The 21,932-nt window shown below is 62.2% G+C and carries 19 protein-coding genes; 17 read left to right on the top strand and 2 right to left on the bottom strand.

Annotated elements, in window-relative coordinates:
• Nucleotides 1-522: a gamma carbonic anhydrase family protein gene (locus tag MTX36_RS15755; RefSeq protein WP_243620676.1), complete on the top strand. Its 522-nt coding sequence runs from the start codon at nucleotides 1-3 to the stop codon at nucleotides 520-522.
• Nucleotides 522-1,223, top strand: coding sequence for a uracil-DNA glycosylase (locus tag MTX36_RS15750; RefSeq protein ID WP_243620675.1), 702 nt, complete (start codon nucleotides 522-524; stop codon nucleotides 1,221-1,223). The genes MTX36_RS15755 and MTX36_RS15750 overlap by 1 nt, the downstream gene beginning before the upstream one ends.
• Nucleotides 1,224-1,247: 24 nt before the next feature.
• Here MTX36_RS15750 and MTX36_RS15745 read toward each other — a convergent pair whose 3' ends face one another.
• Nucleotides 1,248-2,042 (bottom strand): enoyl-CoA hydratase-related protein, encoded by a 795-nt coding sequence (locus MTX36_RS15745; protein WP_243620674.1) that lies wholly within the window; start codon nucleotides 2,040-2,042, stop codon nucleotides 1,248-1,250.
• Between the two features lie 132 nt (nucleotides 2,043-2,174).
• Nucleotides 2,175-2,366: a 50S ribosomal protein L28 gene (gene rpmB / locus MTX36_RS15740; RefSeq protein ID WP_003942669.1), complete on the bottom strand. Its 192-nt coding sequence runs from the start codon at nucleotides 2,364-2,366 to the stop codon at nucleotides 2,175-2,177.
• A gap of 354 nt (nucleotides 2,367-2,720) precedes the next feature.
• On the opposite strand from rpmB, the gene MTX36_RS15735 reads away from it, so the two are divergent.
• The 15 genes from MTX36_RS15735 to ftsY all read left to right on the top strand — a co-directional run bounded on the left by MTX36_RS15735 (nucleotide 2,721) and on the right by ftsY (nucleotide 21,724).
• Nucleotides 2,721-4,421: a DAK2 domain-containing protein gene (locus MTX36_RS15735; RefSeq protein ID WP_243620673.1), complete on the top strand. Its 1,701-nt coding sequence runs from the start codon at nucleotides 2,721-2,723 to the stop codon at nucleotides 4,419-4,421.
• A gap of 65 nt (nucleotides 4,422-4,486) precedes the next feature.
• Nucleotides 4,487-6,748 carry an ATP-dependent DNA helicase RecG gene (gene recG / locus MTX36_RS15730; RefSeq protein ID WP_243620672.1) on the top strand — a complete coding sequence of 754 codons (2,262 nt, stop codon included), beginning with the start codon at nucleotides 4,487-4,489 and terminating at the stop codon, nucleotides 6,746-6,748.
• A 121-nt stretch (nucleotides 6,749-6,869) separates the two neighbouring features.
• Complete coding sequence (locus MTX36_RS15725; protein WP_243620671.1) at nucleotides 6,870-10,274, top strand: pyruvate carboxylase; 3,405 nt, start codon at nucleotides 6,870-6,872, stop codon at nucleotides 10,272-10,274.
• A complete protein-coding gene (rsmD, locus tag MTX36_RS15720; protein ID WP_094272264.1) occupies nucleotides 10,271-10,837 on the top strand; it encodes a 16S rRNA (guanine(966)-N(2))-methyltransferase RsmD in 567 nt (188 codons plus the stop codon). Before MTX36_RS15725 ends, rsmD begins: the two co-directional genes overlap by 4 nt.
• Nucleotides 10,834-11,328 carry a pantetheine-phosphate adenylyltransferase gene (gene coaD, locus MTX36_RS15715; RefSeq protein WP_243620670.1) on the top strand — a complete coding sequence of 165 codons (495 nt, stop codon included), beginning with the start codon at nucleotides 10,834-10,836 and terminating at the stop codon, nucleotides 11,326-11,328. Before rsmD ends, coaD begins: the two co-directional genes overlap by 4 nt.
• A 131-nt stretch (nucleotides 11,329-11,459) precedes the next feature.
• Nucleotides 11,460-12,221 carry a DivIVA domain-containing protein gene (locus tag MTX36_RS15710; RefSeq protein WP_243620703.1) on the top strand — a complete coding sequence of 254 codons (762 nt, stop codon included), beginning with the start codon at nucleotides 11,460-11,462 and terminating at the stop codon, nucleotides 12,219-12,221.
• A gap of 184 nt (nucleotides 12,222-12,405) precedes the next feature.
• Nucleotides 12,406-12,966 carry a DUF177 domain-containing protein gene (locus MTX36_RS15705; RefSeq protein ID WP_243620702.1) on the top strand — a complete coding sequence of 187 codons (561 nt, stop codon included), beginning with the start codon at nucleotides 12,406-12,408 and terminating at the stop codon, nucleotides 12,964-12,966.
• A gap of 2 nt (nucleotides 12,967-12,968) precedes the next feature.
• On the top strand, nucleotides 12,969-13,151 hold the full coding sequence (gene rpmF / locus MTX36_RS15700) for a 50S ribosomal protein L32 (protein WP_243620669.1): 183 nt from the start codon (nucleotides 12,969-12,971) through the stop codon (nucleotides 13,149-13,151).
• A 19-nt stretch (nucleotides 13,152-13,170) separates the two neighbouring features.
• The gene (gene rnc / locus MTX36_RS15695) at nucleotides 13,171-13,944 is read left to right on the top strand and encodes a ribonuclease III (protein WP_243620668.1); all 774 of its coding nucleotides are present in this window, start codon (nucleotides 13,171-13,173) and stop codon (nucleotides 13,942-13,944) included.
• Between the two features lie 8 nt (nucleotides 13,945-13,952).
• Complete coding sequence (gene mutM / locus MTX36_RS15690; protein ID WP_243620667.1) at nucleotides 13,953-14,828, top strand: bifunctional DNA-formamidopyrimidine glycosylase/DNA-(apurinic or apyrimidinic site) lyase; 876 nt, start codon at nucleotides 13,953-13,955, stop codon at nucleotides 14,826-14,828.
• 87 nt (nucleotides 14,829-14,915) lie between these two features.
• Nucleotides 14,916-15,356: an OsmC family protein gene (locus MTX36_RS15685; protein ID WP_243620666.1), complete on the top strand. Its 441-nt coding sequence runs from the start codon at nucleotides 14,916-14,918 to the stop codon at nucleotides 15,354-15,356.
• Nucleotides 15,356-16,273, top strand: coding sequence for an SMP-30/gluconolactonase/LRE family protein (locus MTX36_RS15680; protein ID WP_243620665.1), 918 nt, complete (start codon nucleotides 15,356-15,358; stop codon nucleotides 16,271-16,273). Before MTX36_RS15685 ends, MTX36_RS15680 begins: the two co-directional genes overlap by 1 nt.
• Nucleotides 16,270-16,548: an acylphosphatase gene (locus MTX36_RS15675; protein ID WP_243620664.1), complete on the top strand. Its 279-nt coding sequence runs from the start codon at nucleotides 16,270-16,272 to the stop codon at nucleotides 16,546-16,548. Before MTX36_RS15680 ends, MTX36_RS15675 begins: the two co-directional genes overlap by 4 nt.
• A 25-nt stretch (nucleotides 16,549-16,573) precedes the next feature.
• On the top strand, nucleotides 16,574-20,158 hold the full coding sequence (gene smc / locus MTX36_RS15670) for a chromosome segregation protein SMC (protein WP_243620663.1): 3,585 nt from the start codon (nucleotides 16,574-16,576) through the stop codon (nucleotides 20,156-20,158).
• 42 nt (nucleotides 20,159-20,200) lie between these two features.
• Nucleotides 20,201-21,724, top strand: coding sequence for a signal recognition particle-docking protein FtsY (gene ftsY / locus MTX36_RS15665; protein ID WP_243620662.1), 1,524 nt, complete (start codon nucleotides 20,201-20,203; stop codon nucleotides 21,722-21,724).
• Nucleotides 21,725-21,932: the final 208 nt, after the last annotated feature.

The following is a 21,932-nucleotide window of genomic DNA, read 5'->3' as shown; positions in this document are numbered from 1 at the left end:
ATGGCTGTTTATGCACTAGGAGACAAAGTTCCGGAAATTCACCCGGAGGCATACGTGCACCCCGATGCGGTGGTCATCGGGGACGTGAAACTTGCGGCGGGTACGTCGATCTGGCCGCAGGCCGTTTTGCGCGGCGACTACGGAACCATTTCCGTCGGCGCTGGATCGAACATCCAGGACGGCACTGTGATTCACTGCACTGCCACCGACCCTACGATCATCGGGGTGGGATGTGTTGTGGGCCATAGTGCGCACATCGAAGGCTCCACCATCGGTGATGGATGTCTGATCGCATCGGGATCGATCGTCCTCAACCGATCGGTGATCGGAGCGGGCTCGATAGTCGGCGCGGGCGCCGTGATCGCGCGCGGCTTCGAGGTTCCGCCGCGCAGTATGGCTTTGGGCGTACCGGCCAAGATTCGGGAAGGCTACGAGGTTCCCTTGGGACATCTCGAATCCAACGTGGCGATGTACTCCGCCAACGCTGCGCACTATCGAGACGCATTGCGCAGGATCGACTGATGGTGCCGCTCACGGACCTCATGGACCCGGGCTGGATCACTGCGCTCGAACCCGTTTCGGAGCAGATCTCGGCGATGGCCGATTTCTTGGATAGCGAGATCGCCGCCGGGCGAGACTATCTGCCGCGGCGTGAGAACGTCCTGCGCGCGTTCACAAACCCGTTCGACGATGTCAAAGTGCTGATTGTCGGCCAAGATCCGTATCCGACCCCTGGTCATGCTGTGGGCCTGAGCTTCTCGGTAGCCCCGGACGTGCAACCCATCCCGCGGAGCCTGACCAACATCTACAAGGAATATCACCAGGATCTTTCACTGCCGATTCCTGACAACGGAGACTTGACGCCGTGGTCGAATCAGGGTGTGTTGCTTCTTAATCGAGTGCTCACAGTAGCTCCGGGGTTGGCAGCATCACATCGGAAGAAGGGGTGGGAACCGGTGACGGAGCAGGCAATTCGTGCACTTGTGGCCCGGACCACACCGATGGTGGCAATTCTGTGGGGCCGCGACGCAGCAACTCTGGCACCGCTACTGGGCGATACGCCCATCATCGAATCTGCGCACCCGTCACCACTTTCGGCGTCGCGAGGATTTTTCGGATCGCGTCCGTTCAGTCGGGCGAATCAACTGCTGACCGAACGGGGTGCCCAGCCGGTCGACTGGAATCTGGGATCGACCGCAGGCGTGACCGAACCGCTGTGGTGAGAGGGTTCGGTCACGCAGATCGGATCAGGCCTGCTTTGCGGCCACAAAATCGGGTCGACGCTTCTCGACAAACGCGTCGACGCCTTCGCGACCGATAGGACCGTTGGCGGCAAGCGCGATGGATGCGGCTTCGGCATCGAGTTGCTCGGCGAGCGTGTTGGTGCGTGACGAGCGCAACAGTTCCTTGATGCCGGCGTACGACGAACTCGGTCCGTGCGCGAGGGCACGGGCGAGGCGTAGGGCTTCTTCCTGAACTTCGTCGTCGCCGACAAGGCGCGTCAGGATGCCCAGGCGTACGGCTTCGTCGCCGCCGAGGACGGAATCGTTGAGCAGGATCTCGCGGGCGCGTGCTGCGCCGACGATGCGGGGGAGCGTCCAGGACATCCCGCCGTCCGGAGTGAACCCGATCGACGGGTATGCGGGGCGAAGTTTGGTGCTGGTGCCACCGATGGCGACATCTGCGAGGCAGACCAGACTCATGCCGGCGCCGGCTGCCCAGCCGTGAACTCCGGCAACGACCGGAGCCGGTGCGGCGTCCAGTGCACGTACGAAGGTGTGGAATGTCCGGGCAACCTGGCCGACGTATTCGCCGCGATCCGGCGCCGACGCGAAGGCTCGAACGTTGCCGCCGGCGCAGAAGTTGGCGCCTTCGCCGACCAGGAGAATGCTGCCGACGTCGTTGCCGAGGGTTTCCAGAGCTCGGGCGCCCTGTTCCATGCCCTCGCCGTCGAGTGAGGTGCCGTTGGCGGCGGTGGAAATGGTGATGCGGAGAACGCCCTCGTCGAGCGTCACTTTGCTGAGGTCATCGATGGAAGTCACCTCAAGCACATTACGGGTGCTGTGCGCGCCTACTCGCAGGGGCATCGCCGGGTGAAGCAACCTGCAAAAACAGCTCTGCCCCCGACACCGGAAGTGTCGGGGGCAGAGCCTGCAATTATTGTGCTCGGGCAATCAGCCCCGAGCGACCTTGCCTGCCTTCAGGCAGGAGGTGCACACGTTGACCTTACGGGTGTTACCCGGGGCAACCTCGGTACGAACAGACTGAATGTTCGGGTTCCAGCGACGATTGGTTCGCCGGTGCGAGTGCGAGACCGACTTACCGAAGCCGGGCCCCTTGGCGCATACGTCGCAGACGGCAGCCATAGTCGCGAACTCCTTGTTAGAAATGAATATTGAAGTGGTTACCCTACATTGCAGGGCGGCCGGAATAACAATTCGAATATACGCTGTCGATGACTGCGATACCGAATCGGTCTTACGTCGCTCATTGTGTAGCTCATTGTGTAGTCGAACGTTGCAACAGTGAACACTGTTGTAGACAATGTGCCAAAAGCGCACGGTATGCAGCAGTGTTTGGTGTAGCCCGTTCGAGGCAACCGTGTAACAGTAACTGTTGACCGGTGGATTGACCAAACCGGCTGCCGTGACGCCGTCTGCGGTGCCCGCCGGACTACCCTCGACGGCATTCGTCTGGTCCGGACCGAGGGGAGCTGTTCAGTGGGGGAAGTGCAGCGGCTGAGCACCGGTGGGATTGCGGGTGAGAGTGCGGACGGCCTCTTGTTGCGCCGATGGGCGCGACGCTCGGTCGATTGTCTGGAGACACGGCGCGGAGAGATCAACAGACTGAACGTCTTTCCCATCCCGGATTCCGATACCGGTACGAACCTTCTGTTCACCATGCGCGCTGCGCTCGACTCGGCCGAAGCTTTGGACGGCGACGTCACCAGCGCCGGTCGCATAGCCAACGCGCTTGCCCGGGGAGCGGTGTCGGGGGCGCGCGGCAACTCCGGCGTCATCTTGTCGCAGGTGATGCGTGGGATCGCGGAGACGGTGCGGGGCGACCGCATCGACGGCCACGACCTCGCAGTGTCGCTTCAGACTGCAACCACACTGGCAACTCGGGCGGTTACGGACCTGGTCGAAGGCACCATTGTGACGGTTCTCCGGGCTTCGGGTGAAGCAGCCGCGGCGTGCGTCGGTGCCGACCTTGGTTCGGTGGCGCTCGTAGCGGCGGATGCGGCGGCGCAAGCGTTGATCAAAACACCTGAGCAGCTGGAGGTACTTGCGTCGGCGGGTGTCGTCGATGCCGGCGGGCTCGGGCTGGTGGTGATTCTGGACGCTCTGGTCGAATCCGTGACGGGACGCGCTCTCGATCGGACGGACCTCGGCGACCTCGGGCGCAGCCCCGGCCTCATCGCCGATATCAGCAGGCTGGATCACGATTGGGCCAGGAAATCAGGGCCGGTCGAGTGTGGTGACGATTCGGCTCAAGACTTTGAAGTGATGTATCTCGTCGACGATTCGGACGACGATCGGATGGCAGCTCTCCGCACTCGTCTGGCAGTGATGGGCGATTCCATCGTGATCGTGAGTGACGGTTTCGGAGGTTGGTCGGTTCACGTGCACTGCTGTGATGCGGGTGCTGCGGTCGAGGCAGGTCTCGAAGCCGGGCGAGTTCACGGGATTCGAATCAGCAGTTTCCTCGTCGACGAACGTGATCAGTTGGTGGCGCGTCGTGAGACGAAGTTCAGCGGCTACGACGCGCGTGGAGTGCTGGCGGTGGTGGCGGGCGACGGCGCGGCAGCGCTATTCGAGAGCGAAGGTGCCTCGGTGCTGCGGTGTGACGACGCCCCGGTGACCCGCGCTCAGTTGCTGGGCCGCATCCGGACGATGGACCGCAGTGAAGTGCTCGTACTGCCGAACGGTGCGTTGAGTGCGCAGGAGTTGGTCGCGGTGAGTGCTGCCGCTCGTGACCCCCTTCACCAGGTGCTCCTGCTGTCGACGTCGTCGATGGTCCAGGGGTTGGCTGCACTCGCAGTCCACGACGGCAGTCGTAATGTCGCCGACGACGGATTCACCATGTCGGAATCGGCCGCGGCCACACGCTGGGGCTCGCTGCGGATCGCAGTGGAGCGGTCATTGACCTACGTCGGTACGTGCGACCCGGGAGATGCCATCGGTTTGATGGGTCATGAGGTGGTAGTCATCGGACCCGATGTGGTGGCGTCGGCGTCGCGATTGATCGATTTGGCCTTGGGATCCGGCGGAGAATTAGTGACGCTTCTCATGGGCGCCGACGCGACGGCCGGATTGGCGGTGCGGTTGCAGGAGCACGTCGAAGCCACGTATCCCGGCGTTGACGTGCTTGTTTATCAGGGTGATCAGCCCGGAGACCTGTTCCAACTCGGCGTCGAGTGATTTTCTCTGTCGGTGGCAACTGGTAGATGAAGACCTGTGTTTATCGACAACCTGCGGAGGAATTGATGGCGACGCTTGCCGACGGGCTCGATCAGTTGTTGGGAAAGAAGACTGCGGACGCACTGGTCGAGGCCTTCGAGATCCGCACGGTCGAGGACCTGCTGCGCCACTATCCGCACCGCTACGCGTCGGCGGGCAAGGGCCTGGCCGACAAGGAGCCGCCGGAAGGTGAGCACCTCACGATCATCGCGAGGGTTGCGTCCGCGACGGTGGTGAACATGAAGAACCGGACCGGGCAGATGCTCAAGGTGTCGCTCACGACGGATACGCAGACGGTGGACGTCACTTTCTTCAACCCGTACAAGGTGAAGCATGCCATCAAGCCGGGCGTGCGAGCGATGTTCTCGGGCACGGTCAAGTACTTCCGGAACAGTTGGAGCTTGACGCACCCCAGCTATCTGATCCTTCCGGAACCTCGTGCGGGGGAAGAAGATTCGGTGGTACCACTGAAGTCGGTCAAGGGTGCCGGTGACCTTGCGGGCCTGGCTCGGGCAAGCTCGGGTCTCGGTGCCGAACTCGACTATTCAATCTTCGAACGTGATTTCATCCCGCTGTATCCGGCCACTCGCGAGGTCGAAAGTTGGACGATCATGCGGTGCGTCCGTCAGATCCTCGATCAACTCGATCCGGTTCCGGAACCCCTGCCCTCCGACACTCTTGCCGAACACAAGTTCGTCGGATTGGACGAAGCGCTGCGCACGGTGCACCTGCCGGACACCAAGGAAGACATCGAACGTGCACGTGAGCGTCTGCGATTCGACGAAGCACTGTCCTTGCAGTTGGTTCTCGCGATGCGCCGACACGATAACTCCGAGCGAGTGGCACCGGCGTGCACACCCGTCGCGGGCGGTATCGCCGAGCAATTCGAGGCGATGCTTCCCTTCACTCTGACAGAGGGACAGCAAGCCGTCGCGGCGGAAATTTCGGCAGACCTTGCCCGAACGCAACCGATGAGCAGACTCCTGCAAGGTGAAGTGGGCTCCGGAAAGACAATCGTCGCGTTGCGCGCAATGCTCCAGGCCGTCGACGCGGGGTATCAATGTGCGCTGCTCGCGCCGACGGAGGTACTGGCCAATCAGCACGCGAGGTCACTGCGCGCAATGATGGGGCCTCTCGCTACCGGCGGCGAACTGGGCAGTGCCGAGCACTCCACCCGCATCGCCCTGCTCACCGGCTCACTTCCGGTCGCAGCCAAACGCGCCGCGCTACTCGACGCCGTGACGGGTGACGCGGGAATCGTGATCGGGACGCACGCGCTCATTCAGGACAGCGTCGAGTTCTTCAACCTCGGCATGGTTGTCGTCGACGAGCAGCACAGATTTGGTGTCGAGCAGCGCGATCAACTGCGCTCCCGGGCCCGTGAGGGTCTGAGTCCTCACCTTCTTGTCATGACGGCCACGCCGATTCCACGAACGATCGCGATGACGGTGCTCGGCGACCTCGAGGTGTCGACGTTGCGCGAACTGCCTCGGGGACGGACACCGATCAAGAGCAGTGTGGTGCCGGCAAAACAGAAACCGCAGTGGGTGGATCGTGCGTGGGAGCGGATTCGTGAGGACGTCGCGGACGGGCGTCAGGCCTACGTGGTGTGCTCGCGAATCGGTGACGGAGAACAAGCGGTGGGCGAAGACCAGTTCACCGAGGAGAAACAACCCGAAACCAAGTCTGCTGTGGACGTCTTCGAAGAGTTGTCGAGTGGACCGATGGCCGACCTGCGGGTCGGACTCCTCCACGGACGCTTACCGTCGGACGAGAAGGACGTCGTGATGAGCGCGTTCAACGTCGGCGACATCGACGTGCTGGTCTGCACTACCGTCGTCGAGGTCGGTGTGGACGTCCCCAATGCGACGGTCATGGTGATCGTCGACGCGGAGCGCTTCGGTGTCAGTCAGTTGCATCAGTTGCGTGGTCGAGTCGGGCGCGGAAAGCATCAGGGTTTGTGCATTCTGGTGACGGGAAGCAGTCCCGGCGGGCCGGCATACGCACGGCTTTCGGCCGTTGCCGCCACAAACGACGGCTTCGAGTTGGCGCAACTCGACCTCGCGACGCGACGAGAAGGAGACATCCTCGGTGCGGCGCAGTCGGGTACAACGTCGAACCTGCGATTGCTGTCGCTGATTGCGCACGGAGACATTCTGGAATCGGCCCGGGAGTTCGCTTCCGGGATCATCGAGCGTGATCCCACACTCGACGCGCATCCCGCACTCGCGTCGATGGTGACGGCGGCTCTGGACTCCGATCGGATCGAGTACCTGGAAAAATCGTGACAGGTATGGCGACAAGCTGAATACGAATAGCAGCAGGACCACGGAGTTTTGTTTCTCGATTCAGTCCGAAATGTGAGATGCCGCCCGCAGGTGCCAAGTGATATCAGGGTAGTTTTCTCCAATGTTCTCCAAAGTGCTCGTCGCGAACCGTGGCGAAATTGCGATCCGTGCCTTCCGCGCCGCCTACGAACTAGGCGCCGGAACCGTCGCGGTGTTCCCGTACGAGGATCGGAACTCGATCCACCGTCTCAAGGCAGATGAGAGCTATCAGATCGGGGAGAAGGGGCACCCGGTTCGGGCGTACCTGTCGGTCGAGGAAATCGTGGCCGCAGCACAAAATGCCGGTGCCGACGCCATCTACCCCGGCTACGGATTTCTGTCCGAGAACCCCGACCTGTCGGCAGCCTGTGCGGAGGCGGGCATCAAGTTCGTCGGCCCCTCCTCGGAGATTCTGGAACTGACCGGAAACAAGGCCCGCGCCATCGCTGCGGCCAAGGCGGCCGGCCTGCCGGTGCTCGCATCGTCCGAGCCTTCCTCCGACGTGGACGAACTGCTGGCTGCTGCCGAGAACATGACGTTCCCGATCTTCGTGAAGGCTGTTGCCGGCGGTGGTGGCCGCGGTATGCGCCGCGTCGCGGAACGTTCCCAGCTCAAGGAGTCCATCGAAGCCGCTGCGCGCGAAGCAGAGTCGGCGTTCGGTGATTCGACGATGTTCCTCGAGCAGGCGGTCATCGATCCGCGGCACATCGAAGTTCAGATCCTCGCGGACGAGCACGGCAACGTCATTCACCTCTTCGAACGTGACTGCTCCTTGCAGCGTCGCCACCAGAAGGTGATCGAAATCGCGCCGGCCCCCAATCTTTCCGAGGAACTGCGCGCCAGGATCTGCGCCGACGCCGTGGCGTTCGCGAAGCAGATCGGTTACACGTGCGCGGGCACCGTGGAGTTCCTGCTCGACAAGCGTGGCAATCACGTCTTCATCGAGATGAATCCGCGAATTCAGGTAGAGCACACGGTCACCGAAGAGGTCACCGATGTTGATCTCGTCCAGTCGCAGCTCAAGATCGCATCTGGTTCCACTCTCGAAGAGTTGGGCCTGACGCAGGACAAGATCAAGCTTCGGGGCGCAGCGCTTCAGTGCCGCATCACCACCGAGGATCCGGCCAACGGTTTCCGCCCGGACACCGGACGTATCACCGCGTACCGCACCCCGGGCGGCGCGGGCATCCGCCTGGACGGCGGCGCAACCTTGGGTGCCGAGGTCGGCGCCTACTTCGATTCGATGCTGGTCAAGCTCACCTGCCGTGGACGCGACCTCGAGGCTGCCATCGCGCGTGCGCGGCGCGCGGTTACCGAGTTCCGTATCCGCGGCGTCTCCACCAACATCCCGTTCCTGCAGGCAGTTCTGGACGACGAGGACTTCCGTGCCGGCCGCGTCACCACCTCGTTCATCGAGGAACGCCCCCAGTTGCTGACGCTGCGTAGCTCGGCGGACCGCGGCACCAAGATTCTCACGTACCTGGCTGACGTCACGGTGAACAAGCCTCACGGTGAGCGCCCGTCGTCGGTGTACCCGCAGGACAAACTGCCGGTCATCGATCTCTCGACACCGCCGCCGGCCGGTAGCCGTCAGCGTTTGCTCGAACTCGGCCCCGAGGGATTTGCGAAGGCCCTGCGCGCGCAGAAGGCTGTCGCTGTCACGGACACAACTTTCCGTGATGCGCACCAGTCGTTGCTGGCCACGCGTGTCCGCACCAGTGGGCTTCTCGGAGTCGCCGGCCACGTTGCGCGGTTGACACCGGAACTGTTGTCCATCGAAGCGTGGGGCGGCGCGACTTACGATGTGGGACTTCGCTTCCTGCACGAGGATCCGTGGTATCGCCTCGCCGCACTGCGTGAAGCTGTGCCGAACATCTGCCTCCAGATGCTCCTGCGCGGCCGAAATACGGTGGGCTACACGCCGTACCCCGAGAAGGTCACTCGTGCATTCGTGCAGGAGGCTACCGATACCGGAATCGATATCTTCCGAATCTTCGACGCACTCAACAACGTCGACCAGATGCGACCGGCCATCGACGCGGTCCGCGAGACCGGAACTGCGGTCGCCGAGGTGGCGCTGAGCTACACCGGTGACCTGTCGGATCCGAACGAGACGCTGTACACGCTCGACTACTACCTCCGTCTCGCCGAGGAAATCGTCAACTCCGGTGCTCATGTTCTGGCAATCAAGGACATGGCAGGGCTTTTGCGCGCTCCGGCGGCCACCAAGCTCGTGACTGCCTTGCGTAGTAACTTCGATCTGCCGGTGCATGTCCATACCCACGACACCCCCGGCGGACAGTTGGCGACGTACTTCGCGGCCTGGCAAGCGGGTGCCGATGCCGTCGACGGTGCTTCGGCCGCAATGGCCGGTACAACCAGCCAGCCGGCGCTCTCTGCGATCGTGGCCGCTGCGGCGCATTCGGAGTTCGATACCGGCCTGAACCTCAAGAACGTCTGCGACCTCGAGCCGTACTGGGAGGCGCTACGAAAGGTGTACGCGCCGTTCGAGTCCGGGCTCCCGGCCCCGACCGGACGCGTCTACACGCACGAGATCCCCGGCGGTCAGCTGTCCAACCTTCGCACCCAGGCCGTTGCTCTCGGACTGGGTGACCGCTTCGAGGAAGTCGAAGCCAAGTACGCCGACGCAGACCGCATGCTCGGCCATCTGGTGAAGGTCACGCCGTCGTCGAAGGTTGTCGGTGACCTTGCGCTGCACCTGGTCGGTGCCGGTGTTCCGTCCGAGGAGTTCGCTGCTGATCCGGCCAAGTTCGACATCCCCGATTCGGTGGTGGGCTTCCTGCGCGGAGAACTGGGCACGCCTCCCGGCGGATGGCCGGAACCGTTCCGCAGTAAGGCGCTCGAAGGCCGTGGACCGGCCAAGACCGAAGCGGCGCTCTCACCGGAGGACGAGGCTCTGCTCGAAGGTTCGTCGAAGGATCGTCAGGCAACGTTGAATCGTCTCCTGTTCCCCGGTCCCACCAAGGAATTCCTGGAACATCGCGACAAGTACGGTGATACCTCGCGACTTTCGGCTAACCAGTTCTTCTACGGACTGCGACGCAGCGAAGAACACCGCGTGGAACTAGCGCCGGGTGTTCAGTTGATCATCGGACTCGAGGCCATCTCCGAGCCTGACGAGCGTGGCTACCGCACCGTCATGTGCATCCTGAACGGGCAGTTGCGTCCGGTCTCGATTCGTGACCGCTCGATCGCCAGCGACGTTCCGGTGGCCGAGAAGGCCGACAAGAACAACCCCGGACACGTTGCCGCGCCGTTCGCGGGTGTTGTCACACTCGCCGTCGCCGTCGGCCAGAAGATCGAAGCCGGCGATACCGTCGCCACGATCGAGGCCATGAAGATGGAAGCGGCAATCACCTCGCCTCGCGCCGGCATCGTTTCCCGTATCGCGATCGGTGCTGTCCAGCAGGTTGAAGGCGGCGACCTCCTGGTCGTCGTGTCGACAGGGGAGAGCGCAGCAGAGTGACACGCATTATCGCCGGACTCGCAGGCGGTCGCCGTCTGCGAGTCCCGCCGGTCGGCACCCGGCCCACCTCGGACCGGGTCCGCGAGGCTTTGTTCAGCGCACTCGAGGCGCGAATCGACCTCGACGGTTGCGCCGTTCTCGATCTGTTCGCCGGTTCGGGAGCCCTTGGCCTCGAGGCGCTTTCGCGTGGCGCCGAGCATGTGATGCTCGTCGAGTCCGACGCGAAGGCTGCTGCTGTGATCAAGGACAATATGGCAACGGTTTCATTGACCGGCGCGGTCCTGCGGGCCGCTCCGGTCGCGGCGGTGGTCTCGGGGCCGAGTGCGCGGGAATACGACATCGTCATTGCGGACCCGCCGTACGCGATTACCGACGAGGCCGTGATCTCGATGCTCGAGAATCTTCGGAGCAACAAGTGGGTGGGGGAGGGGACGATAGTCGTGCTCGAACGCTCGTCTCGTTCGCCGGAGACTGCGTGGCCGGAAGGCTTCGAAGCGGTCAAGGCCAAGAAGTACGGCGAAGCCCGGATCGAACTTGCAACCTGCTACGGTCTGGACTCATGACTGGCGCCGTTTGCCCCGGATCCTTCGACCCCGTGACCAATGGTCACCTGGACGTAATCGGAAGAGTTGCTGCGCAATTCGACGAGCTCGTCGTCACGGTGATGATCAACAAGAGCAAGCGTGGGATGTTCACAGTCGACGAGCGCATCGAGATGCTCGAAGACGCGACGAGCCATCTGCCCAACGTGCGCGTGAGTTCGTGGCACGGGCTCTTGGTCGACTACGCGAAGCAGGAAGGTCTCACCGCGATCGTCAAGGGACTTCGCGGTGCCAATGACTTCGACTACGAACTGCAGATGGCTCAGATGAACCAGAAGCTCAGTGGCGTCGACACGCTCTTCGTTGCGACCAATCCCACCTACAGCTACCTCTCCAGCTCGCTGGTCAAGGAAGTCGCGACTTTCGGCGGCGATGTAGCCGACATGCTGCCCGAGAACGTACACACCCGGTTGCTCGCCCGTATCGCAGAACGTGCCGCCGAAAACAGCTGATCCCCGACACACCGCACCCGCACACACCTGGTGAGCCCATCTTCCGGCAAACTTGAAGAGGAACGGGCACAGGTTCATGTGAACCGGTGACGATGTGGGCCGACATTGGCCGGTAAAGATTGGGGTTGCTTGTGTACCGGGTATTCGAGGCGCTGGACGAACTGGTCGCGATTGTCGAAGAGGCACGCGGCGTCCCCATGACTGCCGGGTGCGTGGTCCCCCGTGGCGACGTGCTCGAGCTGCTCGACGATGTTCGTGACGCTATTCCGAGTGAGCTCGACGACGCTCAAGACGTCCTCGATCACCGTGACAAGTTGGTTTCGGACGCACGCTCCACTGCCGAAAAGACGGTCAGTAGCGCTAACTCCGAAGCAACCTCGACGGTCGAAAATGCACGCGATGACGCTGATCGGATCCTTTCCGACGCGAAGGCCCAAGCCGATCGGATGGTTTCCGAGGCGCGCGCGCACGCCGATCAGCTGGTTGCCGATGCCGAGGAAGAAGCAGAACGTACCGTCACCGACGGTCGACGCGAGTACGACGCCGTCACCGGGCGGGCACGCGCCGAGTCCGAGCGCATGATCGACGCCGGCAAGGCGTCCTACGACCGTTCTGTCGCCGAGGGAAGCGCCGAGCAAGCCCGACTGGTGTCGCAGACCGAGGTCGTCCAGAACGCGCATACCGAATCGGCTCGGGTGATCGATACCGCGCATGCGGAATCCGATCGAATGCGCTCCGAGTGCGATCTGTACGTCGATACGAAGCTTGCGGAATTCGAGGAGTTCCTGAGCGGGACGGTGAGGTCGGTAGGCCGGGGTCGTCAGCAGTTGCGGACGGGTTCAGGTGTGCCGGATTACCTCGACGAGGAGCGGCGCCCCGAGCGTCGACGCTGAATATCTTGTGAAGTAGAGGGGCTCATCCGCAAGGACGAGCCCCTCTACTTCTATCCGGATTCGGTCTGGCCTGCATTCTCGGGTATTGTTGAGTGGTTGCCCATCCCAGTTTCAACAGTTAGGTGAGTTCTCTTTGTCGAAGTATCGCCGCAATTCATCGCATCAGTCTTCTGATGTGGGATTTTTGCTGGACACGGTCAAGCTTGGTCGGCGTCCAGGGTCGATGCGCACCGTCGAGAGAACTTTTCCTTCCCCGAGCCGCGTCGGCCTCGATCTGATCGCGATCGAAGTAGGTTCGGACATAGATCTCGACCTTCGCATGGAAGCGGTATCCGAGGGCGTTCTCGTCACCGGTACCGTGCACGCACCCACTACGGGTGAGTGCTCGCGTTGTCTGGAGCCGTTCACGAGTGTTGTGGACGTCTACCTCACGGAGTTGTTCGTTTACCCGGACAGCACCACCGAGGAGACAACGGAGGAGGGTGAGGTTTACCGGGTCGAAGACGAAGAAGTCGATCTGGAACCGGTCATCGTCGATGCAGTAGGACTGGCGCTTCCGCTCCAGCCTTTGTGCAGTGACGATTGCCTGGGATTGTGCTCAGAATGTGGCATTCGCCTGGCGATTGCGGAATCTGGGCATGGGCATGACATACTTGACCCTCGCTGGGCTGGTCTCGCGGCCAAATTTGGCGTGGAATCAAACACCAGTGAAAATCTTGTGATCACCGAAGCCGAGGAGAAGTAGAAGTGGCTGTCCCCAAGCGCAAAATGTCGCGATCCAACACGCGGTCGCGTCGTAGCCAGTGGAAGACCACTGTGCCCACCCTCGTTACCTGCCCCAACCGTGGCTGTGGCGAGAAGACCATGCCCCACATCGTGTGCCCGTCCTGCGGTACATACAAGGGCCGCCAGGTAACCGCTGCTGCGTAATTCTCCCCGGAGAATAACTATGACAAGCGACAATACAGTTTCAGCCGTTGGCGGCGAGGGCAATCACGACAAGCTCCTCGCCGCTATCGGCGTCGAAATAGAGCCCGGTCTTCTGACCCTGGCTCTTACTCACCGCTCGTACGCGTACGAGAACGGCGGATTGCCCACGAACGAACGTCTCGAGTTTCTCGGGGATTCAGTTCTGGGTCTCACCGTCACGGAAAATCTCTACCTGACCCATCCGGATAAGTCCGAGGGCGATCTCGCGAAGATTCGTGCGAGCGTGGTCAACATGCACGCACTCGCCGAGGTTGCGCGGACTCTGGGTGAGGGTGGGCTCGGAGCGCATCTGCTGCTGGGCAAGGGCGAAGAAATGACGGGTGGCCGTGACAAGCCGTCCATCCTCGCCGACGGCATGGAATCCATTCTGGGTGCCATTCACCTGCAGTTCGGAATCGAAACCGCGCGACGCGTGGTTCTCGATCTGTTCGACGATCTTCTGACTCGTGCTCCGCTTCTGGGTGCCGGTCTGGATTGGAAGACGAGCCTCCAGGAACTGACCGCTGAGCACGGCGCCGGTGTTCCCGTTTACGAGATCACCGCTACCGGACCCGATCACGACAAAGAGTTCACGGCCACAGTCCTCATCAGTGGCAAGCCTTTGGGTGTAGGTGTCGGCCGTTCCAAGAAGGAAGCCGAGCAGAAGGCCGCCAGCACTGCGTGGAAAGCGATGTCGGAGAAAGCATCCGAAGAAGCTTCCGGTGCAATTGTTGTCACCGATCTTGCCGGCTGAGTTCTGCTTTGCCTGAACTTCCCGAAGTCGAAGTCGTTCGCCGCGGCCTGCAGTCTCATGCTGTGGGTGCGGCGATCGAGACTGTCGAAGTTCTCCATCCCCGCGCTATCCGTCGGCATGTTCTCGGATCCGAGGATCTGATCGGTCAGTTGACCGGGCAGACCATCGCTTCTGCCGAGCGCCGCGGAAAGTACCTGTGGCTGGTTCTGGAACCGGCCGGTGTCGGCGTGGTGGTTCATCTCGGAATGAGCGGCCAAATGCTGGTTCAGCCTCCGAGCGTGGACTGGGAAAAGCACCTCCGTATCCGTCTGGCTCTGGATTCCGGAGCCGATCTTCGGTTTGTCGACCAGCGCACTTTCGGTGGTTGGTCGATTTCGCCGCTGATGGAGGTCGACGGGACTCTCCTGCCGGAATCGGTGGCACACATTGCCCGAGATCCCATGGACGCGGCGTTCGATCTCGAATCCGTCGTGACCGTCCTGCGCGGTAAGCACACCGAAATCAAGCGGGCAATACTCGACCAGACTGTAGTCTCCGGCATCGGCAATATCTATGCCGACGAATCCTTGTGGCGGGCACAGGTTCACGGCAACAGAATTGCTGCGACCCTGACCAAGCCGAAATTACGTGAATTGTTGACCGCGGCCCACAGCGTCATGAGTGAAGCGCTCGAGCAAGGCGGTACGTCCTTCGATGCGTTGTACGTCAACGTCAATGGCGAATCCGGCTACTTCGACAGGTCACTGTCGGCCTACGGCCAGGAGAATCTTCCCTGCCCGCGTTGCGGCGCCCCGATCACGCGTGAGAAGTTCATGAACCGATCGTCGTTCAGTTGCCCGCGCTGTCAGCCGGCGCCTCGTATGAAGCGAAGCGCCAAGATCTAAGCAGTATGAAGCGAAGCGCCAAGATCTAAGCAGTATGAAGCGTTAGGTCCGCGCACTTCCTTTCTGTCGGGATGGCAAGATTGCGGCATGGCTGAACTGAGCACTGACAAGACTGCATCCACCGAACTCTGGGTAGAGCGCACCGGAACCCGCCTGTATACCGGCAAGAGTTCTCGCGGCGCCGCGGTGTTGATCGGCTCGGAATCTGTACCGGGAGTATTCACACCGGGCGAACTCCTCAAGATTGCTTTGGCTGCCTGCTCGGGTATGAGTTCTGATTTCCCCATCTCGCGGCGTCTCGGTGACAACTACGACGCCACGATTCGGGTCTCGGGAACAGCTGATCGGGAGAACGAGGTGTACCCGCAACTGGACGAGGTCCTCGAACTCGATCTCAGCGAACTCGACGCGGACGCCCAGGAACGATTGATCATGTTGATCGAACGTTCCGTCGAGAAGGTCTGCACCGTCGGTCGCACACTCAAGGCCGGTACCAAGGTCACGCTGACAATCGACACGGAGGCTTGATGCTCCGCGCCGGCTGTGTCGTCGCTGCGCTGGCAGTGAGTTGCGCTGTGGCAGTTGTCGGTCCGGCGGCTGCCTCAGCCGGGGACGGTTGTGGTCCGTGGACGTCGACGCTCGTCACTTCCGGCGCGGGGATGCTCGAAAACCTGGAGTTCGACGGCACAGGGTCGATGGTGCTGTCACAATCGGCGCTCGTCGGTCAGGGCTCACTGCTGACAGTGTCGCCGGATGGAAGCCGAAAGGCGCTGGTGAACAACGTAAACGGGCCGGGTGGGCTGGTTGCACAAGATGGTGCCGTGTACTTCACCACCGGAAACTCCACTGTCTCAGGCCTGTTCGGGATCGCAGACGGAACTCTAGGACGGGTTGATACCTCGGATGCTTCGGTGACCACCGTCGCCGATTCTCTGGTGATGCCCAATGGCCTTGTCGCACTCGGCGGTGATCGCTTTCTGACTACGCGAACTCTCACCGATCCCGGACTCACGGTGATCGGGCGTGACGGTCAGGTGACGGTGGTGCGTAAGGATCTGGGGACGGTCGACGGTTTGGCGCGTTCGGGCCGGAATGTCTTTGTCACAACAACGTTCGACCTCACAACGGCGATCCACATTCTCGATGTCGACGATCTGTTTGGGCCGGTGAGGACTATTACGCTTCCGGGCTTCGGGCCGGCCAACATGGCCGACGATCTCACAGTCGGTCCGGATGGAGCGTTGTACGTGGCGTTCAATGTCGGTGGCAAGGTTGTACGAGTGGATCCGGAGTGGGGAACGTCGTGTGACATCGCTTCAGGTCTGCCGTTGACATCGGCGGTGAAGTTCGGTGCGGGGCCAGGCTGGGATCCGAATGCGCTGTACACCACCAGTTTTCTGGGTGAAGTGCACCGTCTTGATCGGGTGCGCGGCGGTTCGTCGTGACTGATCCGGTGCGGTTGACCGCGTGGGTACACGGATTTGTCCAGGGCGTCGGGTTTCGCTGGTGGACCCGCGCTCGTGCCTTGGAATTGGGTTTGGTCGGGTACGCGTCGAATCAACGAGGCGGTCGCGTTCTCGTTGTTGCCGAAGGTGATCGGGAGTCAGCGCAAAGGCTGCTAGCGCTGTTGCGTTCGGGTACCACTCCGGGAACCGTCGACCTGGTGGTGGAGAGTTGGGACACACCGCGAGGAGACCTGTCCGGGTTCGTCGAACGCTGACTCCGCGAACGGTAAAGTTTCACCCATGCACCTCAAGAGTCTGACGCTCAAAGGCTTCAAGTCCTTTGCGTCGGCAACGACTCTTCGGTTCGAGCCTGGCATCACCTGCGTCGTCGGCCCCAACGGTTCCGGAAAATCCAATGTCGTCGACGCGCTCTCCTGGGTGATGGGCGAGCAGGGCGCCAAGGCGCTGCGCGGCGGAAAAATGGAAGACGTCATCTTCGCGGGAACGTCCGGCCGGGCACCGCTGGGCCGCGCCGAAGTGACGTTGACCATCGACAACTCCGACGGCGCGCTCCCGATCGACTACTCCGAGGTGTCGATTACGCGTCGGATGTTCCGTGATGGCGCCGGCGAGTACGAGATCAACGGCTCTGCGTGCCGGTTGATGGACGTTCAGGAACTGCTCAGCGACTCGGGTATCGGTCGTGAGATGCATGTGATCGTCGGCCAAGGCAGGCTCGCTGCGATCTTGGAATCCCGCCCCGAGGATCGTCGAGCGTTCATCGAAGAAGCCGCCGGCGTCCTCAAACACAGGCGCCGCAAGGAAAAGGCAGTACGCAAGCTTGATTCGATGCAGGCCAACCTCGCTCGGCTGAGCGACCTCACCGCAGAACTGCGACGCCAACTCAAACCACTCGGACGTCAGGCTGAGGTTGCTCGCCGCGCCCAGACGGTGCAGGCAGACCTGCGTGACGCCAAGATGCGGTTGGCTGCCGACGATCTGGTGACCAAGCGCACCGATCTCAGCGACCAAGCGCAAGACGAGAAGACGGCGCGCGAGCAGCATAATCAGGTGGCGGCTGCGCTGGACGAAGCAAATCTGGAACTTGGTCGGCAAGAGCAGGCATTGGCGCGGCTCACGCCCGGTGCAGAAGCGGCGGCACAGAGTTGGTTTCAGCTGTCGGCTCTCGCTGAACGAGTCAATGCAACGGTGCGCATTGCCCGGGAACGTGCGCGTCATCTTGATACCGAACCTGTCGGTGGCCGCGGCCAGGATCCTGACGAGATGGAAGCCCGCGCTGAGCGTTTGGCGGCGGAGGAAGCGGAGCTGATCGAGGCGGTCGAGATTGCGCGCGCAGCTTCCGAAGCGGCCCGTGAACAACTCTCGGCTACCGAAGATGCTGCCGCAGAAGCGGAACGAGCGCACATGGCGGAAGTTCGGGCCGTCGCAGACCGCCGCGAAGGCTTGGCCAGGTTGTCCGGTCAGGTGGATACTCTGAGGACTCGGGTCGAATCGGTGGATGCCGACATGGCTCGGCTCACCGAAGCCATCGAGGAGTCGACGCGCCGCGCCGCTACTGCCGAAGAGGAGTTCGAGGCGGCGGCGGCGAGCATCGGCGACCTCGACGCCGGTGAGGTCGGACTCGACACAAATCACGAACGGGCGCTCGAGGCTCTTGATCTGATCAATCGGCTAGTCGACGAGTTGCGCGCCGAAGAGAAGTCGAGCGGACAAAGCATTGCGTCGCTCCGCGCACGCATCGAAGCACTGTCAATGGGGTTGCAGCGCAAGGACGGCGCCGGTTGGCTCCTCGAGAACCTCGAAGGCGTCACCGGCTCACTGGCTGGCGAGATGCGTGTGGAACCGGGATACGAAACCGCGATTGCCGCGGCACTGGGTCCGGCAGCGGATGCTGTTGTCGCGCAATCGCTGAGCGTTGCTCAGTCGGCGGTGACAGCTCTCGTGGAACGCGATGGTGGTCAGGCGTCGCTGATCGTTCGCGGTGTGGGCGAGCCTTCTGAATCGGTCGATCTTCCGTCCGCCATTCGACGCGCCGTCGACGTCATCGAGTGCCCGGAGGACCTGCGGGCGGGAATCAATGCCTTACTGGGCGATATCGTTCTGGTTGACAACCTTGACGACGCGGTTCGAGTAGTAGCTGAGCACAATGCAATTCGTGCCGTCGACAAATCCGGAAACCTCCACGGAACGGGTTGGCTGATCGGCGGCTCCGATCGACGTCCGAGCACACTCGAAGTCCAAGCCGCTATCGACGTCTCAGCCGCAGAGTTGGACCAGACGCAGGCGCGGTCCGAGGAATTGGAAGCAGCATTGGCCGGGGGACTGGCCGAGCAGGCTGCACGGCAGGAAACTGCGGAACAAACCCTGGCTGCGCTCAACGAGTCGGATGCAGCGATGTCGTCGATCTACGAACATTTGGGGCGTTTGGGTCAGGCAGTCCGTATCGCGAACACAGAATCGGAACGCTTGAGCGTCCAGCGCGAACGCGTGGAATCCGGTCGGGATGAATCTTTCACTGCGCTAGCAGAATTGGAAGAACGACTGCGGCTTGCCGAGACCGACGGGACTGCGGAGGCCGGAGCGCCGGAATCGACCGCCACCGACCGCGAGATGGCAGCAGCGGCACTCGCCGAAGTGCGCATCGTCGAAATGGATGCGCGGCTCACCGTGCGAACTGCCGAGGAGCGAGCCGAATCCGTTCGAGGCAAAGCAGATTCGCTGCGCCGCGCCGCCACCGCTGAACGGGAGGCACGAGTTCGCGCGGAGCGGGCACTGAAAGCGCGCGCTCACGCAGCCGAAGTTGCTGCGGCAGTTGCAGAATCCGGCCGACGAGTGGCGACGGAACTCGAGGGCGTCGTAGCGTCGGCGGTGGCGCATCGTGACGAACTGTCACAGGCGCGAACCGAATGCCTGGCAAAACTCGATCAGGTTCGAGAGATATCCAAAGCGCTCACCGGGCAGCTGGCGTCGTTGACCGATGCCGTTCACCGCGACGAGGTGGCCAAAGCCCAGGCCGCGATGCGAATCGAGCAACTCGAAGATTCCATTCTCGAGCAGTACGGGATCGGCCTCGACGATCTGATTTCCGAGTACGGACCGGACGTCGAACTGCCCCCGACGGCACTGGAATTGGAAGAGTACGAGCAAGCCAAGGAGCGCGGCGAGCAGGTCACCGCGCCCGCACCCGCGCCCTACGAGCGAACCACCCAGGAGCGTCGAGCCAAACGAGCCGAGAAAGACCTCGCGACCCTAGGCCGGGTCAATCCGTTGGCACTGGAAGAATTTGCCGCACTCGAAGAGCGGTACACCTTTTTGTCCACACAACTCGAGGACGTCAAGACAGCGCGCAAGGATCTCCTGGCCGTAGTGGCGGACGTCGACGCCCGGATCCTCCAGGTGTTCACCGAGGCCTTCGCGGACGTCCAGCGCGAGTTTGTCGGAGTCTTCGCGACACTATTTCCCGGGGGAGAAGGCCGACTGGTCCTCACCGACCCGTCGGACATGCTCACTACCGGCATCGAGGTCGAAGCTCGCCCGCCGGGAAAGAAGGTCAAGCGGTTGTCCTTGCTTTCCGGCGGCGAGAAGTCGCTGACCGCCATCGCGATGCTCGTGGCGATCTTCCGCGCCAGGCCGTCACCGTTCTACGTCATGGACGAAGTCGAAGCGGCACTCGACGACACCAATTTGCGTCGGCTCATCGGATTGTTCGAACAGTTGCGTGAAAAATCGCAGCTGATCGTCATCACGCACCAGAAACCGACCATGGAAATTGCCGATGCTCTGTACGGCGTCAGCATGCGCGGCGACGGAATCACGGCCGTCATTTCACAACGACTACGCGGCCAAGACCTCGCCGTTCGGTAAGGCCTGGTCACTTTCTCTTGCCGAGCCTGAAAGAATAGCTCGGTGACTACCCAGGCTTGGATCATCATCGCGGCTGTAGCGGCCGTAATACTCATTGCCCTCGTGGCTGGTTTCCTGCGCTACCGCAGCAGTCAGGTGTCGCTCAAGGCGCCGGAGACGAAGCCCCAACTCGGTGCCCCCGAGAAGGACAAGTCAGGCGGCTACAAAGCCGGTGGCGGGTTCAGTTTCAGTGAGGGGTCCACCGCGACGGCACCACCGGTGACGGTGGAACCGGAAAAACCCGTCGAGCCGAAACCGATTCCGGTCGTCGAGGAACCGGTCGTCGAGAAGGCTCCGGTTGTTGAGAAGGCTCCGGTTGTTGAAGAGCCGGTCGTCGAGAAGGCTCCGGTTGTCGAAGAACCGCCGGTCGTCGAGAAGGCGCCGGTTGTCGAAGAGCCGCCGGTTGTCGAAGAGCCGCCGGTTGTTGAAGAGCCGGTTGTCGAGAAGGCTCCGGTTGTTGAAGAGCCCGTCGTCGAGGCTCCGATCGAGGCACCTGTTGTCGAAGAGCCGGTTGTCGAAGAGCCCGTCGTCGAGGCTCCGATCGAGGCACCTGTTGTCGAAGAGCCCGTTGTCGTGGAGCCCGCGCCTCGGGTTCTCGACGAGATCGACCCGACTGAGGGCCGGCTTGATCGCCTGCGCGGTCGACTTTCACGTTCGCAGTCCGCAGTCGGTAAGAGCTTGCTCGGCCTTCTCGGTGGCGGCGACCTGGACGAGGACTCGTGGGAAGAGGTCGAGGACACCCTGCTGATCGCGGATATCGGCTCGGCGACCACGGAGAAGATCGTCACCACCTTGCGGGCGCAGATGGCGGCTCGCAGTGTTCGGACCGAGGCGGCAGCGCGCGCTCTGCTGCGTGAGGTCCTGATCGCGGAGCTGCGTCCCGAGCTGGATCGCTCGATCCGGGCAATTCCGCACGATAACCACCCGGCCGTCCTCCTGGTCGTCGGTGTCAACGGAACCGGCAAGACCACCACGACGGGCAAGTTGGCTCGCGTTCTGGTCGCGGACGGACGACGGGTAATTCTGGGTGCTGCAGATACGTTCCGTGCCGCTGCGGCCGATCAGTTGCAGACGTGGGCCGAGCGCGTCGGCGCCGAGGTGGTTCGGGGTAAGGAAGGTGGAGACCCCGCAGCGATTGCCTTCGACGCGGTGGCCCGCGGTATCGACGAGGGTGTCGACGTCGTGCTGATCGACACTGCCGGCCGTTTGCACACCAAGACCGGTTTGATGGACGAGCTCGGCAAGGTCAAGCGCGTTATCGAGAAGAAGGCATCGGCCGACGACGTTCTACTGGTGCTCGACGCCACGGTCGGCCAGAACGGGCTCGCTCAGGCTCGTGTATTCGCTGAGGTTGTCGATATCACCGGCGTTGTGTTGACCAAGTTGGACGGCACGGCCAAGGGCGGAATCGTCTTCCAGGTTCAGCATGAACTCGGCGTTCCGGTCAAGCTTGTCGGCCTCGGAGAAGGCGCCGACGATTTGGCTCCGTTCGAGCCGGGAGCGTTTGTCGACGCCCTTCTGGGCTGATTCCGCGGTGCGCCTTTGTCAGCCCTCGGCGGTTGATAAAGGCGCGCCGGGAGGGTCGAAAAAGGCGTAGTTGGCAGTACGAAACTTACTTGCAACAAAATTGGGTAATTGGTTCACGTGCGCGAAACGCGAGCGCGCCACGGACGAAACACCAGCCCAGCAGTCTTCTACTCAACGACGTGCAACCCAAGCACGTGCGACTAGGAGG

Source organism: Rhodococcus sp. ARC_M6, assembly GCF_022810305.1.
Taxonomy (GTDB): Bacteria; Actinomycetota; Actinomycetes; order Mycobacteriales; family Mycobacteriaceae; genus Rhodococcus_F.
The sequence above is the reverse complement of the archived record's forward strand: the minus strand, read 5'-3'. Positions and strand labels throughout refer to the sequence as shown.